The sequence below is a fragment of the Solibacillus isronensis genome, assembly GCF_900168685.1.
In the GTDB taxonomy this organism is placed as follows: Bacteria; Bacillota; Bacilli; order Bacillales_A; family Planococcaceae; genus Solibacillus; species Solibacillus isronensis_A.
Map to the genome: position 1 here is coordinate 359,833 of NZ_FVZN01000013.1, position 13,917 is coordinate 373,749.

Below are 13,917 nucleotides of genomic sequence, written 5' to 3' on the forward strand. Positions count from 1 at the left end.
AGCTCGCTCAATGCTCGTGGTTTTTTCTGTATAAAAAAGCATGGATTCAAGTAATTACCCGAATCCATGCTTTTTCTTTTTATAGTTCTGTTTGTTGATTTGAATAACGTTTTTTATAAAGCAATGCAAAGTAACCGAACGTGATTGCTAAGCATGAAATCATAACTGCACCTAAAATCGACCAGTTAAACATTAGGAATGATGTATCACCAGTGGAAATGGCTGCTTTGAAGCCTTGTACAGAGAATGTCATCGGTAAAATTTTATTGAAGAAATGCAATTGCTCTGGTACTAGTTCAATCGGGAATGTCCCTGCACTTGTTGTTAATTGAAGAATCAACACCACGATAGCAATAAATCGTCCTGGATCACCAAATATAGATACAAGCAATTGAACCATAGCCAAGAATGTAAAGCTAGTTATAATCGTTGTCAGAATGAACTGCGGCATATTATTTACCTCAAGTCCAAGCCCCCAAACGACAATTGCAATCGTTATAAATGACTGCACCAATCCAACACCGATTAATACAGTTACTTTACTTACAAACCAGCTTGCACTATTTTTCGGGATAATGGCTGGTTCAACTAATGGGAATACAATTGAAATTAATAATGCCCCAACGAATAATCCTAAAGAAATAAAGTATGGTGCAAAACCTGTACCATAATTCGGTACATGGTTCACGGAATCTTTTTCGACTTCCACTGGAGAACCGACCATATTGTACGTGTCTTCAGTCGGATTTACAGCGGCTTTTTCGCCAGCTTCCGTTAACTTTTCAGATAAAGTTGTCGTACCATCCTTCAACTCTTTCGTACCATCCGCTAAAGTAGTAGAACCTTGTGCCAACTCACCTGACTTTTCTGCCAATAAGCTCGTACCGTCATATAATTTATTCGAACCATCAACTAATGTGTTCAAACCTTGTGCTAATGTGTTGGCACCTGTTGCAGCACTTGATGCGCCTGCTGTTAATTCATTTAGCTTTTCTGCGATAGTTGTATTGCCTTGTGCTAATGAATTGGCACCTGCTATCAGCTGTGCTGAATTTTGCTGTAATTGTGCAACTCCTGCAGTTACTTGTTGTTGCCCTGCATTTAATTTACTTGCACCTTCACTCATTGCCGCGATTTTATCGTCCAATCCGTTTGTTCCTGCGTGTAGCTGGCTTAAACCGCCACTTACTTGTTTACTGCCTTCTTGCAGCTGTCCTAATGCAGCTTTTAGTGCTGCTTGATTTTCTTCAGGCAACATAGGTAATATCGCTTCCAGTTGCCCCGCCAACTGATCCATACCCCCTGCTACATTAGCTGAACCATCTGCGAGCGCTTTTACTTTGTCATCGATATTCGCTGTACCTTGTGTTAATAAGTTCAGGTTTTCAGCTAAACTTGCCTGACCGGATGTAATGTCCTTTTGTCCGTTTGCTACTTGTGCAACACCATCCGTATAGCTTTCAATACCTTGCTGCAATGTATTGGCGCCATCTGCTGCAGATTTTGCTCCTGTTTCAAGTTGGTTGCTGCCATCCGCAATTTTGGCTACACCTGCCGCCAGATCGGAAGCACCTTTCGCAGCATTTTTAGCACCAGTAACTAAAGCGTCTGTACCATCAGATAATTGAACAGAGCTTGATGCCAATTGTTCTAAATAGCCTTTCAGCTCATCAGCGCCATCCGCCAGCTTCGCGGCACCTTCATCCAGTTCCCCTGCTCCATCTGCTGCCTCGGTAAAACCGTCACCAAGCTGTGTAATGGAATCAAATAACTTTTCTGCATATGTTGCTGAAACTTGCGTATTTACTTCCGCTTTAATGCGATCCATTGCAGTTTCACCAATTTGTGCACCTAAAAAGTTGAAGCCTTCATTTGGAATATAATCAATAACCAATTTTTGTGGTTCATCATCTAATAATGTAGTTGCATGCTCTGAGAAGTTTTCCGGAATTTTAATTAAGATATAATATTTTTGATCCTTTAATTTTTGGTCCGCTTCCTTTGCGTCAACTTCCTCAAACCGGAATTGCTCGCTATCTATCAGCTTATCAACCAATGTTTGACCGAGCTCCATTGTTTCCTCATCCATCACAGCACCTTTGTCTTCATTGACAACGGCAACCGGCAAGTCCTTTAAATTGGCATATGGATCCCAAAATGCCCATAAGAACATCCCGCTGTACATAACAGGAACAAATAGAACGGCAATAACTGAAATAAGCATTTTCTTAGTTTTAAAAATCTTCAGCCATTCTGCTTTTATCACACTAATTTCCTCCTTATAAAACTATATGACCAATATCGTCATTCGGTCATTTCATGGTAAAAAGAAACCACTTCACCAGGAAGTGACTACTAATTTTTCTTTGCCAAACCACGGAAAATGGTTTCGCTGAATAATGTCAAAATTTCTTGTTCGTTGAGTGGTTCATTATGCGTCAACTGCCAATCCACAATAAAAGCCAAATACGATTTAAACAATAAAAAGGCTACATGCTCAGGATTACAGTCAATAACCTCATCTTTTGCAATGCCGTTGCGAATGCGCATCGAGACGTATGAAATGATTTCCGACTCGATTTTCAACAGCATTTGCTGTACTTCAGGTGTGCCCAGTGCTCTTTCCTCATCTATTAGTTTGGCAAACAGTAAATGACGCTCACGGAACTGCAGCATTTTCATCAATGCTGTATGGGCATTTTGCATAAAGCTCGCATTTACATCGATTAACTGATCTGTTTCGCGCTTCATTTCACCGATTAAATGGAATACAACTTCCTGAAACAGCTCTTCTTTATTTTTAAAAAAGGTATAAATAGTCCCTTTTCCTACATTTGCAATTTTAGCAACTTGTTCAATCGTTGTTGCTTTATATCCAAATAATGTGAAGGATTTTGTAGCAGCTATTAAAATTTCATGTCGACGATCCATAAATCCACCTCCTCAAAAAGTGACCGAATGAACACTTCGGTCATTCAGTCACTATTATACACCGTTTTTCTTATATTGCAATATTTAATGGTTATGATCTTCTTCTTTTTCTTCTGTATTTTCTTCATTATGTTCTTCTTCGTGTTCCATCGAATTAGAGCTTGTATCTTCCAGCACTTTGCTCATATCAGGATTGCCGACGATCAGCTCCTGCTTTGGCATCACGTGCATTCCGCGCGCAGTCGTATGGGCAAACATATAGTATACGCCATCATGGTCAAACGTATAGTCAGCGACATAGATTCCGTCTTCTGTCAGTTCTCCGTCCAGCATCTCCCCTTTGTCACGAAGGCCTGATTCCCATACTTCAAACTTAACTTCTTTCGCATCATTTACCGCTTCTTCATCTTGAGTTACACGTGCCGCAAGCTGAATCGTTTCCCCAACGTTCAATTGTTCAGCCGTTTGAATATGTACATCTACAATTGCCGGCACCTCTGCAGTTTCAAGTGTCTCCACTTCAGGATCATCGCCACACCCTACCAGTAAAAAAGGTACTGCAACTAAACTGTAAAACCATTTTTTCATCGTTAAATCTCCCATCCTTATTAACAATTATGTAATTTAATGCAATCTTTCCCCATCCTTAATAGCGTACTAAAAAATCCGGACAGATGCATACAATAATTAAGATAAATTTGTGAAACATTAGGAAATTCTTCAAACAAAAATGCTGCATTAAAAGCGGTTCACTTTTAATACAGCATTTCGTTCAACTAGTCTATTGAATTGTTACATTGCTAATTTTGACTCGGCCAACTGGTTGAGTAATTGCTCGGCAGTATTTCTCCCTTGCAATACGCAGTCCGGAATACTGATTCCCTCATACGAGCTTCCTGTTAAAAAGACCTTCGGAAACTCTTGATAAAACTGTTTTTTCATAGTTGACATGCGAGACTCATGACCTATTGTATATTGAGGCATTGCTTCCTTCCAGCGGGCAACTGTCGTCAATAACGGCTGGGCATCCAATCCTACCGCCCGTTCCAAATCCTGCAATACGATTTTTTCAATTTCACTGTCAGGAAGCTCCACAATCGATTCGTCCCCTACCCGGCCAATGTAAACCCTAAGTAATTCATGGCCATCCGGGGTAACATTATCCCATTTACGGTGACTCCACGTACAGCTTGTAATGGCAAAATGACTATTGCGTGAAACGAAGAAGTTAAGTGCATCTTCATATTTTTGCATCGATCCTTTTTCAAATGCCATCGTAACCGTTGCAATTGTAGCATAATTCATATCCGGAACTTGCTGCATCGTTACAGAGTCCGGGAAGATTCTTTTCGTTACATTAAACGGTGTCGTTACAACGATGTTATCTGCTTGTATAGACGTCCCGTCATTCAGTTCAATAAGATGAGTGTCATCATTATTTTTTTCAATGGAATTCACTTTCAAACCTTTTAAAATCGTTACATCGGTTAAAGCATTTTCCAATGTTTCAATTAATGATTCCAGCCCGTTTTCAAATGATTCGTAATGTAGTTCACCTGGAGTATCTACAAGCGCGTATATACCTTTACCGGTTTTTTTCATACCGAGCAGCAAACTGCGATATTCATTTTCCAACTGATAAAACTGCGGGAACATCGATTGCATACTAAGATGGTCGACATCACCTGCAAAAGTACCTGCCAACACCGGCTCAACTAAATTTTCTACAACTTCTTTACCAAAGCGTCGATTGAAAAATTCACTGATCGGTTCGTCTGCCGCATGCGGTAATTTTGGTAATAGCAAATCCCCTGCTGCGCGGAATTTCCCCATTAAAGATAAAACATTCGATGTCATGAACGGGAGGATTTTAGGTGACCCTCCGAGCAGAATATTACTCGGAATTTGGTGCAACTTGCTACCAACTGCGATGAATGTTCGACCATAATTATTTTGAATCATCTCATGTTCGATATTTAAATCACGTGCCAACTTTCGGACACTGCTACCTGTATCAAAAAACGATTCAGGCCCACGTTCGATAATATACCCATTTTGACGCACTGTATGGATTTTACCACCTAAACGTAGTGACGCTTCGATCAACACGATATCTATCGGTAAATTGTGCGCCTTCGTTTTTTGCTGTAAATAGTATGCCGTCGTTAAACCAGTGATGCCACCGCCAACGATAACAACCTTATTCCTTTTTAAAGTCACCCTCATCATCACTCTCTACTATTTCGCTAATTTTTTATTGATAGCATCTACCATTGCATCAATGAATAAAGAATGTGTATTTGGCATTGTCGGGCGATAGTAGCTTGCACCGATTTCGTCACAAACAACTTTACACTCAATGTCATTATCATATAGCACTTCTAAATGCTCTGTAACAAATCCTACTGGTGTATAGATGAAAGCTTTATAACCTTTTTGCTCAAATAATTCCTTCGTTAAGTCCTGTACATCCGGTCCTAGCCATGGCTCTGGTGTTTGTCCAGCTGACTGCCAGCCCACTTCAACATTCACAATATCTGAAGCCTCTTCAATTAAACGTGCTGTTTCGATTAACTGCTCTTCATACGGATCGCCCGCAAGTTTAATTTTTTCCGGCAATGAGTGGTTAGACACGATTAAGCAAGCATTTGCGCGCTCTTCTTCTGTCATTTTTGCCAACTCGCCATTCACGGCATTTTTCCAGAATTCAATGAATTTAGGCTCGTCATACCATGCTTCAACAGAAGTGATGTTTAACGTACCGCCTAATTTTTCAGCAGCTTCTTTCGCTCGGCCATTGTACGATTTAATAGAGAAAGTTGAGAAGTGTGGTGCTAAAACGATCGATACCGCTTCAGTGATTCCTTCTTTCACCATCGCTTCTACTGCATCTTCTACAAATGGTTCAATATGCTTTAAGCCGATAAATACTTTATATTCTACTTCGTCCTGTACTTCGTTTAAACGTGCACATAATGCATGAGCCTGTGCTTCCGTCATTTTCGCTAGCGGAGAAATACCGCCGATTGCACGGTAACGTTCTGTTAAATCATCCAAATGTTCCTGGCTTGGTTTGCGGCCATGACGAATATGTGTGTAATAACGTTCGATATCTTCTTCTTTATATGGCGTACCATAAGCCATTACTAATAACCCGCGTACTTCTTTCATGTAAGTTCACCTCTGCATGTTTTTAAACACGTTTCTATTTGTTAGTTTTAAAGGTTTTACATCCCGTTTAATTTTTGGGTTCTCCAGTCAACCTTCATCTTATATAGTTTTCTCACCTTCACCGGTGAATAATCAAATATAAATTTATTGTTGTATTATGAACGTTTTGCGATTTGTTCGCGGCTGTATTCATGTACAAATGTTGTTAATCGTTTTAATACAGCTGGATCTACTTCTGGGAAGACACCGTGACCTAAGTTGAAAATATGTCCGCCTGTATGCGCTAAACCTTGATCAACAATATCTTTCGCGCGTGCTTCGATTACGTTCCAGTCTGCAAGTAGTAATGTAGGATCCAAGTTTCCTTGTACCGCTTTTGTTACGCCGCGTGATTCTGCTTCACGGATTGGCAAACGCCAGTCCAAACCTACTACATCAACTGGCAGGTCATGCCATTCGTTTACTAGATGCGATGCGCCTACACCAAACTGGATTAATGGCACATTTAATGCGCGCAATTCAGCAAAAATGCGTGTCATCGTCGGCTTGATAAAAATACGGTAATCTTCTACATTTAATGCACCAACCCAAGAATCGAAAATTTGGATTGCCTTTGCACCAGCTTCTACTTGCGCTGTAATATCCACAATAATCATATCAGCCAGTTTTTCCATTAAAGCAAACCATGCTTTTGGCTGTGAAACCATGAATGATTTTGTTTTAGCGTAGTTTTTGCTTGGGCCGCCTTCGATCATATAGCTCGCAAGCGTAAACGGAGCACCGCCAAAACCGATTAACGGAACATTCAACTGTTCTGTTGTTAACATTTTAATTGTATCTAGCACGTAAGGTGTATGCTCTTGTGCGTTGAAATCACGTAAATTTTCTACATCAGCAGCTGAACGGATAGGATTTGAAATAACCGGACCGATTCCTGCTTTTATTTTTACATCAATTCCCATTCCTGGTAAAGGGGTAACGATATCTTTATAAAGAATCGCTGCATCTACATTGTATTGTTCAACAGGTAAACGCGTCACATATGCACATAACTCCGGCTGCATTGTAATCTCTTCTAATGAATATTTTTCTTTTATTTCACGATATTCTGGCTGTGAACGGCCTGCCTGGCGCATAAACCAAACTGGCGTATGTTCTACTTGCTCACCGCGAGCAGCACGTAATAATGTGTCATTAAATTTCATCATTTTTGATTTCTACCCCTTAAAGTAAATTCTTTTTTATTCTATACCTTAAAAACGTCATTGATATCCATCATCGACTATAAACTTTTAATAAATAATTGTATAGATTTCTTCAATAAATGTCATAAATTTGTCTCTTCTGCTAGAGAACTTTTTGACAAAAGGCTTGAACATCTTTATAAATGGAAATAATAGTGTAAAGGAGGTCGGTCATATGAATTTTTATGTAACTTCAGGAACACCTGACTATATGGAAAAATTAATCGCAAAAAATCCACAGCACCCTTTAATTTTATTGCATGGAAATGGAAACTCGGTGGTGTTGCACGAAACAGATAAAAAATCTATTTTCGCAGTACCTCGCAAGTTTGAAGTAATTGCACAAGATGGGCAGTTTACACAAAAGGGCTATTTTACTTTTTTCAATATGCCCATTATGTCAGATGAGCGCCCGGTTTTCGAGAAAAAAGCTCTCGACGTCATCCCTGCATTGAATTCCAATGATGCTGTAATTGCCTACCGTTTATTGCGTCCGGTTAAAGCAGAAACCTATTTATTTATTATTCAATGGGGCGGACCCGCTTCCTATGAAGTTTGGAAAGCCAGCAATGAGTATAAAACTTCATTTGCCCCTGTTTTTGAAGGTACGACACAAGTGTTACAGTCGATGTTTAACTCATCCTCTTATATTACGACATATAGTGCCGCTTCAAAAGAATAATGTTTTTATGAAAAATGCTACGATTGTATTTCGTAGCATTTTTATATAAAATAATACATATTCAGAAAATTTCGTTTTCCGAATTATTCTGCTTCCTACTAATTAAAAGGCGGTTATGATGTGAAAATTCAAATTCAGTTGTTTAAAGCTTTTTTTGTGTCTGGAATTCTCGGCTTCGGTGGAGGTCCGACAATTATTCCATTACTTCACAAAGAAGTGGTGGAAAAATATAAACTTATGACGGATGATGATTTTTCTGATGTTTTATCAATCGGAAACACATTGCCTGGTCCGATTGCGACAAAGATGGCAGGTTATATTGGTTACCGTATAGGCGGATTGCTCGGGTTAATCAATGCCCTTTTTGCGTCGGTAATGCCTACTGTACTATTAATTATTGTTCTATTAAATTCATTGAACCAATTTAGCAACTCTGATTTTATCAATAATATGTCTAAAGGGGTTATACCCATTGTGACAGTTATGATGGGGCTTTATGCATTCGACTTCTTAAAGAAGTCTCATAAAGCTTTAGGTCTAAAAATTAGCGCTATTATTTTCTTATTCAGTTTTATAACGATCGTTGTATTTGATCTTCACCCTGGGATCATCATTGGTTCACTCTTAGTATTAGCGCTTGCATTGCCGGCTAAAGGAGGAAACGAACAATGATATTTTGGGAACTTTTTATTGCATTTTTAATACCTAACCTTTTAGCATACGGTGGCGGGCCTGCTTCCATCCCGTTAATTGAACATGAAGTGGTAGATAGATATGAGTGGATGACGCAAAATGAATTCAGTGAGTTTCTTGCTTTGGCAAATTCACTGCCCGGTCCTATTGCAACGAAGATGGCGGGCTATATCGGCTTTGAAGTTGGCGGTTTTTTAGGGAGTATTATAGCGTTATTCGCGACAGTTGCCCCTACCCTGATTTTAATGATCACACTTCTGAATCTACTACATAAATATAGAGATTCGCCTAAAGTAAGGCGGTTATCAAGCTTTGTATTACCTGCAATTGCCGTATTATTAATTACATTAACATTCGATTTCGCAAAGTCTTCCTATGAATCAAATAAACTGGTTCCAACGATTTTAATGATTGTCGGCAGCTATCTTGCTTTGGAAAAATTTAAAGTTCCTTCTATTATAGTAATCGCCGTCGGATTATTAATTGGCGGATTCTTGTTATAAACCTAATAGGCACCCATTTTCGCTCAAGAAAATGGGTGCCTTATTTATTGTTACGTTATTTTATTTCGACATTCTCATCGTCAGTTCACTCACTGCGATAATGACAACTGGAATGATGTAAAACTGCGGCTGCATCACTGCACAAAGTGTCACAATAATAGCCTGTACAATGCTGAGTTGACGAAGCAATTTTGCGACAGCCTGTTTTCTCGTATCGCGAGGGATCGGGTAAAGCATGTCCATTCGGAAATCCCCTGCTGACATGAGCGCATACTTAAGCTGAAGCGTTGTCGCAAATGCCAAAGCACCTGCAACAATCCAAGTTACGAATGGAATCGTAATAAACATCGCAATAACAGCTGAAATCGCCGTTAATCGCACCCATAAATAAAAATGGTCGTCTGTACGGATAAACGTACGGTAAATTAAATACGCCTGTGTATTTTCCTTTTTGTAGCTGATCGTTTTATACGCAAAATCGAGCCACGCACGACGTTTGACAGAACCCTTTAAATGCGGGACATCTGTGAAGTAGTTGGCAAAACGGTAAAAACGCATCATACGGTTTTGCTCAAGCTTAATAAAATGTTCGTAAGGCACTGGATTATCCTGTACTTTTTTCTTCAATGTAAATGTATAGTAAGCCATCATAATAAGAAATACGATGCCTAGCAAACCGTCTGTCAATGTCATTTGAATCCCGATAATCGACACGATCGCCCGTACAAAGCGGTCGAGTACTATGGCATTGCCTCGATTCGCATAACGGTAGTTGAACTCGGCACGGACATTAATAAATTTCAAAACCGCGATAAATGCAGCAGTCAGCCAAATTTCACCTACGCTAAGTGTCGTAACCTCTTTCAATAACGGAATCGCTATTATATACAGAACGACCGGCACTAACAGCTGTGACCAAAATGTCCAGTTCATCGCCTTTTTGAAATAGTTCGGCATTTGGCTTTCCAGCGGTAATAAGTACACTTGATCCGGTTCTTTCAGTAATGTGACAGGTCTACTGAATGCTACTAAGCCCCCTACTATAAGGGCAATGAGCCACTCTGCCGGGAAATCCGGCTGCACGACTTTCAGCCATTCGCTGTACTGATATCCCCCTGCCCCTGCGATAAAGACAAGGACAATCGCAATATGCCCTGTAAAGACGAAGCGCATATACTTCATCACTTCGCCGATGTAATGCTCGAAGCGCTTAGCCCATACACTATGCATGCTGTTCATTGTCTTGCTCCTTTGTCATCGCAATATATAAATCATCGAGTGTTGCAGTCGGCATATTGAACGCTTTACGCAAATCATTCATTGTCCCTTGTGCACGTACGCGTCCTTCGTGAAGCAGAATGATACGGTCACAATGTTTTTCTGCAGTCGATAAAATATGTGTCGACATTAAAATCGATGCACCTGCACGTTTTTTATCATCCATTTGGTCAAGCAATGACTGGATGCCGAGCGGGTCTAAACCGACAAACGGCTCATCGATAATATACAGACTTGGATCAACTAAAAATGCGCACATAATCATTACCTTCTGACGCATCCCCTTTGAAAAGTGCGACGGGAACCAATTTAATCGCTTTTCCATACGGAATTCCTTCAATAAAACTTCCGAGCGTGCTTCCAATGTCTTTTCATCTAAACCATAAGCCATTGCCGTTAATTGTAAATGTTCTTTTAATGTTAATTCTTCATATAGTACGGGTGTTTCCGGAATATAGGAGAAACTTGATCGGTACTTGTCCAAATTCTCCTTTAACGTCACACCGTTTAAACGAATTTCTCCAGAGCGCGGTAAGAGCGTGCCAATAATATGCTTGATCGTCGTACTTTTCCCAGCACCGTTAAGGCCGATTAATCCAACGAGCTCTCCTTTGTTAATTTCAAATGATAAATCTTGAATCACAGGTTTTCTCGTATAACCACCTGTTACATTTTGCAGTTGTAAAATTGTCACAGTCGTCACTCCTCTTTTCTAAAATTTAGTTTATCAAAAGCGAATAAAATTGAACACTGAATGCAACACTCAATTCAAAGAACAAAAAGTAAATCCTTCATATAAGAAAGTAGTTTTCCGAATAATCTATGATAGAATAAAGAAAAATAATAGTATCTTCACCATAAATTGGGGTTGTACAATTGATTTTTATTGCAGGCGGATGCTTTCCGAGGGAATTTACCGCCCTGTTTTCCTTTCAATTTACAATAACATTATTTTCTAACTTCTAATGGTGAAAATCAAAAATAAAAAAGGAGCGATAAATAAGATGACTGATTGCTTATTTTGCAAAATCATTGCCGGTGAAATCCCAAGTATTAAAGTTTATGAGGATGAGCATACTTTTGCCTTCATGGACATTGCCCCATTAACAAAAGGCCATACACTGTTAATACCAAAAACGCATTGCAAAGATCTATTTGAAATGTCAGAAGATGTAGCACGAAATTTATACGCTGCTGCTCCGAAAGTGGCTAATGCCATTAAAGCTGCTTTTAACCCGGCCGGTATGAATACAATTAATAATAACGGTGCTGAAGCAGGTCAAACTGTTTTCCATTACCATCTGCATCTCGTTCCGCGCTATGACGAAAAAGATGGACTAGTTGTCAACTGGAATGGTCGTTCGCAGGAATTCCCGCCAGATGTGCTGTCGACACTTTCTGAGGAAATTAAATCACACTTATAATTGCTCCTATCAGTTATATTTACATGATTGTATGAGGAGACTATGGCCAGCATCTTTTTCATCTATGAAAATGCTGGTTTTTCTTTTAGTTCCTTCCCCCCAAACTTTCCAATGTTTATCGGAACATGGATTTGGAAAAAGATTTGGATAACAAATATAAATAAAGTGAGGTTATCAATATGAAAGCAAAATCATTTTTACTAGGTATTACAACAGGCATCGTTAGCGGTGCGGCTGTTATTTTATTTACAGCACCACAATCAGGGACAGCTTTACGCCAAAACTTATTGGAAAATACAAAAAACGCCAAATCAAAGCTCAAAGACGTACAACATGAACTAAATAACGTTAAGCAATCGATCACAACTTTAAAGGCAGAAGTGCAAAATAGTATGCCTAGTATAGTAAATGAATTAAAGGATAATTTCGCAAATTTCAAAACTCAGATAGAACCGGAAGCAATAAATTTAAAACAAGAAATAGAGAAATTACAGAATTCTATAAGTGAAATCGAGAAAAATATTCCTTCAAATAGAAATAATGAGGATTGAACAACAATTCACCACTAAAACTTTAGTACTATATTAAAGTTCAAAAACAGTCAAAATAATCCCAAATTTATCTTTTTATAGCATATATCAACCAATGTTGAATTATTCCATTTTTCTAACTTTAAACTCTTTTCTTTTATTGCTATAATATTTTTAAAATGTTAAATGAAAGAAGAAGGTGATTGCTTTGACAGAAGATTTATACTCGCAACGAGAGGCTATGTTATTTAGCCAAAGAGTCGCACAACTTTCGAAAGCACTATGGAAAGCTATCGAAAAAGATTGGCAAACATGGATTAAACCTTTTGATTTAAATATTAATGAACATCATATTTTATGGATTTCATATCATTTGAAAGGTGCTTCCATTTCAGATGTAGCTAAATTTGGTGTCATGCATGTATCTACCGCTTTCAACTTTTCGAAAAAATTAGAAGAACGTGGATTACTTACTTTCTCAAAACGTGATGAAGACAAACGTAATACATATGTTGAGTTAACTGACAAAGGCGCAGAACTCATCCTACGTATGTACGATCATTATCACGATACAGAACATACGATTTTAACAGGTGCATTGCCATTAAAAGAACTTTATGGACGTTTCCCTGAATTTTTAGATGTAATGGCTGTTATTCGCAATATCTACGGGGATGACTTCATCGAAATATTCGAACGTTCTTTCTTTAACTTTAAAGAAACAATTGATGATAAAGGAAAACCGTCAATCACTACAACTTCATAAAATTTATAATAAGAAATGTCGCCAATTTTAATTGATGACATTTCTTTTTTTATTTATTATAGTTAGTTTTATGTTTAATATTGTCACGTTAATGGAAAAGCATAATACGTCCTTTTCCATAATGTTTTAGGGGGGCTCACATGCATTGTTGGAAAACAATCAACATAGAGCGCGAATACGGTACGGGAAGGCTTGTATTATTGGCAATCACTCTTTTTGTCCTCGTATTTTGCTTTTCATACATTGCATTTAGTTTTAATTTTAACGGTAAGCATATTGATCGCCATTTATGGTTAGTTTTATTAGTAATACCTTTTATTTATCCTATGCACAAATTTTTACATTATATCGCTCTGTTTCAATATAGAAAATCACTCGTCTTTCGTTTTAAATTCCAACATTTAATGCCGGTTGTCCGGATGCGCCTGCAAAACGGCATTCCGAAAAAGTCTTACATTTTCGCACTCGTTACACCTTTTATGGTTATTAATGCAGCATTGATTGCGGGAGGCATTTCCTTCCCTGAATATGCGCATTATTTTAGTGGATTGCTCGCTTTTCACTGCTGTATTTGTCTCATGGATTTTTTATATGTGAAAAATTTAATGTATGCGCCAAACAATGCTATAATTGAAGAAACGCCAAGAGGTTATGAAATTTTAGTTCCGCTTGATATTTAAGTTTTATTGATGCTT

The 13,917-nt window shown here is 38.5% G+C and carries 15 protein-coding genes; 7 read left to right on the forward strand and 8 right to left on the reverse strand.

The window, feature by feature from the left end; all coding sequences use genetic code 11:
• Positions 1 to 79: 79 nt before the first annotated feature.
• The 6 genes from B5473_RS08390 to hemE form a co-directional block, all read right to left on the reverse strand.
• The gene (locus B5473_RS08390) at positions 80 to 2,266 is read right to left on the reverse strand and encodes a YhgE/Pip domain-containing protein (RefSeq protein ID WP_079524461.1); all 2,187 of its coding nucleotides are present in this window, start codon (positions 2,264 to 2,266) and stop codon (positions 80 to 82) included.
• 89 nt (positions 2,267 to 2,355) lie between these two features.
• Entirely contained in the window at positions 2,356 to 2,931 is a 576-nt protein-coding gene (locus B5473_RS08395) for a TetR/AcrR family transcriptional regulator (RefSeq protein ID WP_079524462.1), read from the reverse strand.
• A gap of 84 nt (positions 2,932 to 3,015) precedes the next feature.
• Positions 3,016 to 3,519 (reverse strand): FixH family protein, encoded by a 504-nt coding sequence (locus tag B5473_RS08400; RefSeq protein WP_079524463.1) that lies wholly within the window; start codon positions 3,517 to 3,519, stop codon positions 3,016 to 3,018.
• A gap of 204 nt (positions 3,520 to 3,723) precedes the next feature.
• Positions 3,724 to 5,157 (reverse strand): protoporphyrinogen oxidase, encoded by a 1,434-nt coding sequence (gene hemY, locus B5473_RS08405; RefSeq protein WP_079524464.1) that lies wholly within the window; start codon positions 5,155 to 5,157, stop codon positions 3,724 to 3,726.
• 12 nt (positions 5,158 to 5,169) lie between these two features.
• Positions 5,170 to 6,102, reverse strand: a complete 933-nt coding sequence (gene hemH, locus B5473_RS08410; protein WP_079524465.1) for a ferrochelatase — start codon at positions 6,100 to 6,102, stop codon at positions 5,170 to 5,172.
• A 155-nt stretch (positions 6,103 to 6,257) separates the two neighbouring features.
• Positions 6,258 to 7,310: a uroporphyrinogen decarboxylase gene (gene hemE, locus B5473_RS08415; RefSeq protein ID WP_079524466.1), complete on the reverse strand. Its 1,053-nt coding sequence runs from the start codon at positions 7,308 to 7,310 to the stop codon at positions 6,258 to 6,260.
• 211 nt (positions 7,311 to 7,521) lie between these two features.
• On the opposite strand from hemE, the gene B5473_RS08420 reads away from it, so the two are divergent.
• From B5473_RS08420 to B5473_RS08430, 3 genes are all read left to right on the forward strand, one after another.
• On the forward strand, positions 7,522 to 8,028 hold the full coding sequence (locus B5473_RS08420) for a Target of RNAIII-activating protein (RefSeq protein WP_079524467.1): 507 nt from the start codon (positions 7,522 to 7,524) through the stop codon (positions 8,026 to 8,028).
• Between the two features lie 120 nt (positions 8,029 to 8,148).
• A complete protein-coding gene (locus tag B5473_RS08425; RefSeq protein WP_079524468.1) occupies positions 8,149 to 8,700 on the forward strand; it encodes a chromate transporter in 552 nt (183 codons plus the stop codon).
• Positions 8,697 to 9,224 (forward strand): chromate transporter, encoded by a 528-nt coding sequence (locus B5473_RS08430; protein WP_079524469.1) that lies wholly within the window; start codon positions 8,697 to 8,699, stop codon positions 9,222 to 9,224. Before B5473_RS08425 ends, B5473_RS08430 begins: the two co-directional genes overlap by 4 nt.
• A 60-nt stretch (positions 9,225 to 9,284) precedes the next feature.
• On the opposite strand, the gene B5473_RS08435 is transcribed toward B5473_RS08430, so the two are convergent.
• Together B5473_RS08435 and B5473_RS08440 are read right to left on the reverse strand one after the other, a co-directional pair.
• Positions 9,285 to 10,463 carry an ABC transporter permease gene (locus B5473_RS08435; RefSeq protein ID WP_079524470.1) on the reverse strand — a complete coding sequence of 393 codons (1,179 nt, stop codon included), beginning with the start codon at positions 10,461 to 10,463 and terminating at the stop codon, positions 9,285 to 9,287.
• A complete protein-coding gene (locus tag B5473_RS08440; RefSeq protein WP_079524471.1) occupies positions 10,447 to 11,196 on the reverse strand; it encodes an ABC transporter ATP-binding protein in 750 nt (249 codons plus the stop codon). The genes B5473_RS08435 and B5473_RS08440 overlap by 17 nt, the downstream gene beginning before the upstream one ends.
• Positions 11,197 to 11,506: 310 nt before the next feature.
• Here B5473_RS08440 and B5473_RS08445 point away from each other — a divergent pair, with 310 nt between their 5' ends.
• From B5473_RS08445 to B5473_RS08460, 4 genes are all read left to right on the forward strand, one after another.
• Positions 11,507 to 11,926, forward strand: a complete 420-nt coding sequence (locus tag B5473_RS08445) for an HIT family protein (protein WP_079524472.1) — start codon at positions 11,507 to 11,509, stop codon at positions 11,924 to 11,926.
• Between the two features lie 179 nt (positions 11,927 to 12,105).
• Positions 12,106 to 12,477, forward strand: a complete 372-nt coding sequence (locus B5473_RS08450; protein WP_079524473.1) for a YtxH domain-containing protein — start codon at positions 12,106 to 12,108, stop codon at positions 12,475 to 12,477.
• A 181-nt stretch (positions 12,478 to 12,658) separates the two neighbouring features.
• A complete protein-coding gene (locus B5473_RS08455; protein ID WP_173364531.1) occupies positions 12,659 to 13,222 on the forward strand; it encodes an HTH-type transcriptional regulator Hpr in 564 nt (187 codons plus the stop codon).
• A gap of 140 nt (positions 13,223 to 13,362) precedes the next feature.
• Positions 13,363 to 13,902 carry a DUF3267 domain-containing protein gene (locus B5473_RS08460; protein ID WP_079524474.1) on the forward strand — a complete coding sequence of 180 codons (540 nt, stop codon included), beginning with the start codon at positions 13,363 to 13,365 and terminating at the stop codon, positions 13,900 to 13,902.
• Positions 13,903 to 13,917 lie beyond the last annotated feature (15 nt).

What these genes read in the sequence shown, in the direction of transcription:
- hemH (WP_079524465.1), bottom strand. Translation starts at nt 6,102, where the DNA reads ATGAAAGAAGTACGCGGGTTATTAGTAATGGCTTATGGTACGCCATAT.
- B5473_RS08400 (WP_079524463.1), bottom strand. Translation starts at nt 3,519, where the DNA reads ATGAAAAAATGGTTTTACAGTTTAGTTGCAGTACCTTTTTTACTGGTA.
- B5473_RS08445 (WP_079524472.1), top strand. Translation starts at nt 11,507, where the DNA reads ATGACTGATTGCTTATTTTGCAAAATCATTGCCGGTGAAATCCCAAGT.
- hemE (WP_079524466.1), bottom strand. Translation starts at nt 7,310, where the DNA reads ATGATGAAATTTAATGACACATTATTACGTGCTGCTCGCGGTGAGCAA.
- B5473_RS08420 (WP_079524467.1), top strand. Translation starts at nt 7,522, where the DNA reads ATGAATTTTTATGTAACTTCAGGAACACCTGACTATATGGAAAAATTA.
- B5473_RS08460 (WP_079524474.1), top strand. Translation starts at nt 13,363, where the DNA reads ATGCATTGTTGGAAAACAATCAACATAGAGCGCGAATACGGTACGGGA.
- B5473_RS08430 (WP_079524469.1), top strand. Translation starts at nt 8,697, where the DNA reads ATGATATTTTGGGAACTTTTTATTGCATTTTTAATACCTAACCTTTTA.
- hemY (WP_079524464.1), bottom strand. Translation starts at nt 5,157, where the DNA reads ATGAGGGTGACTTTAAAAAGGAATAAGGTTGTTATCGTTGGCGGTGGC.
- B5473_RS08395 (WP_079524462.1), bottom strand. Translation starts at nt 2,931, where the DNA reads ATGGATCGTCGACATGAAATTTTAATAGCTGCTACAAAATCCTTCACA.
- B5473_RS08450 (WP_079524473.1), top strand. Translation starts at nt 12,106, where the DNA reads ATGAAAGCAAAATCATTTTTACTAGGTATTACAACAGGCATCGTTAGC.
- B5473_RS08435 (WP_079524470.1), bottom strand. Translation starts at nt 10,463, where the DNA reads ATGAACAGCATGCATAGTGTATGGGCTAAGCGCTTCGAGCATTACATC.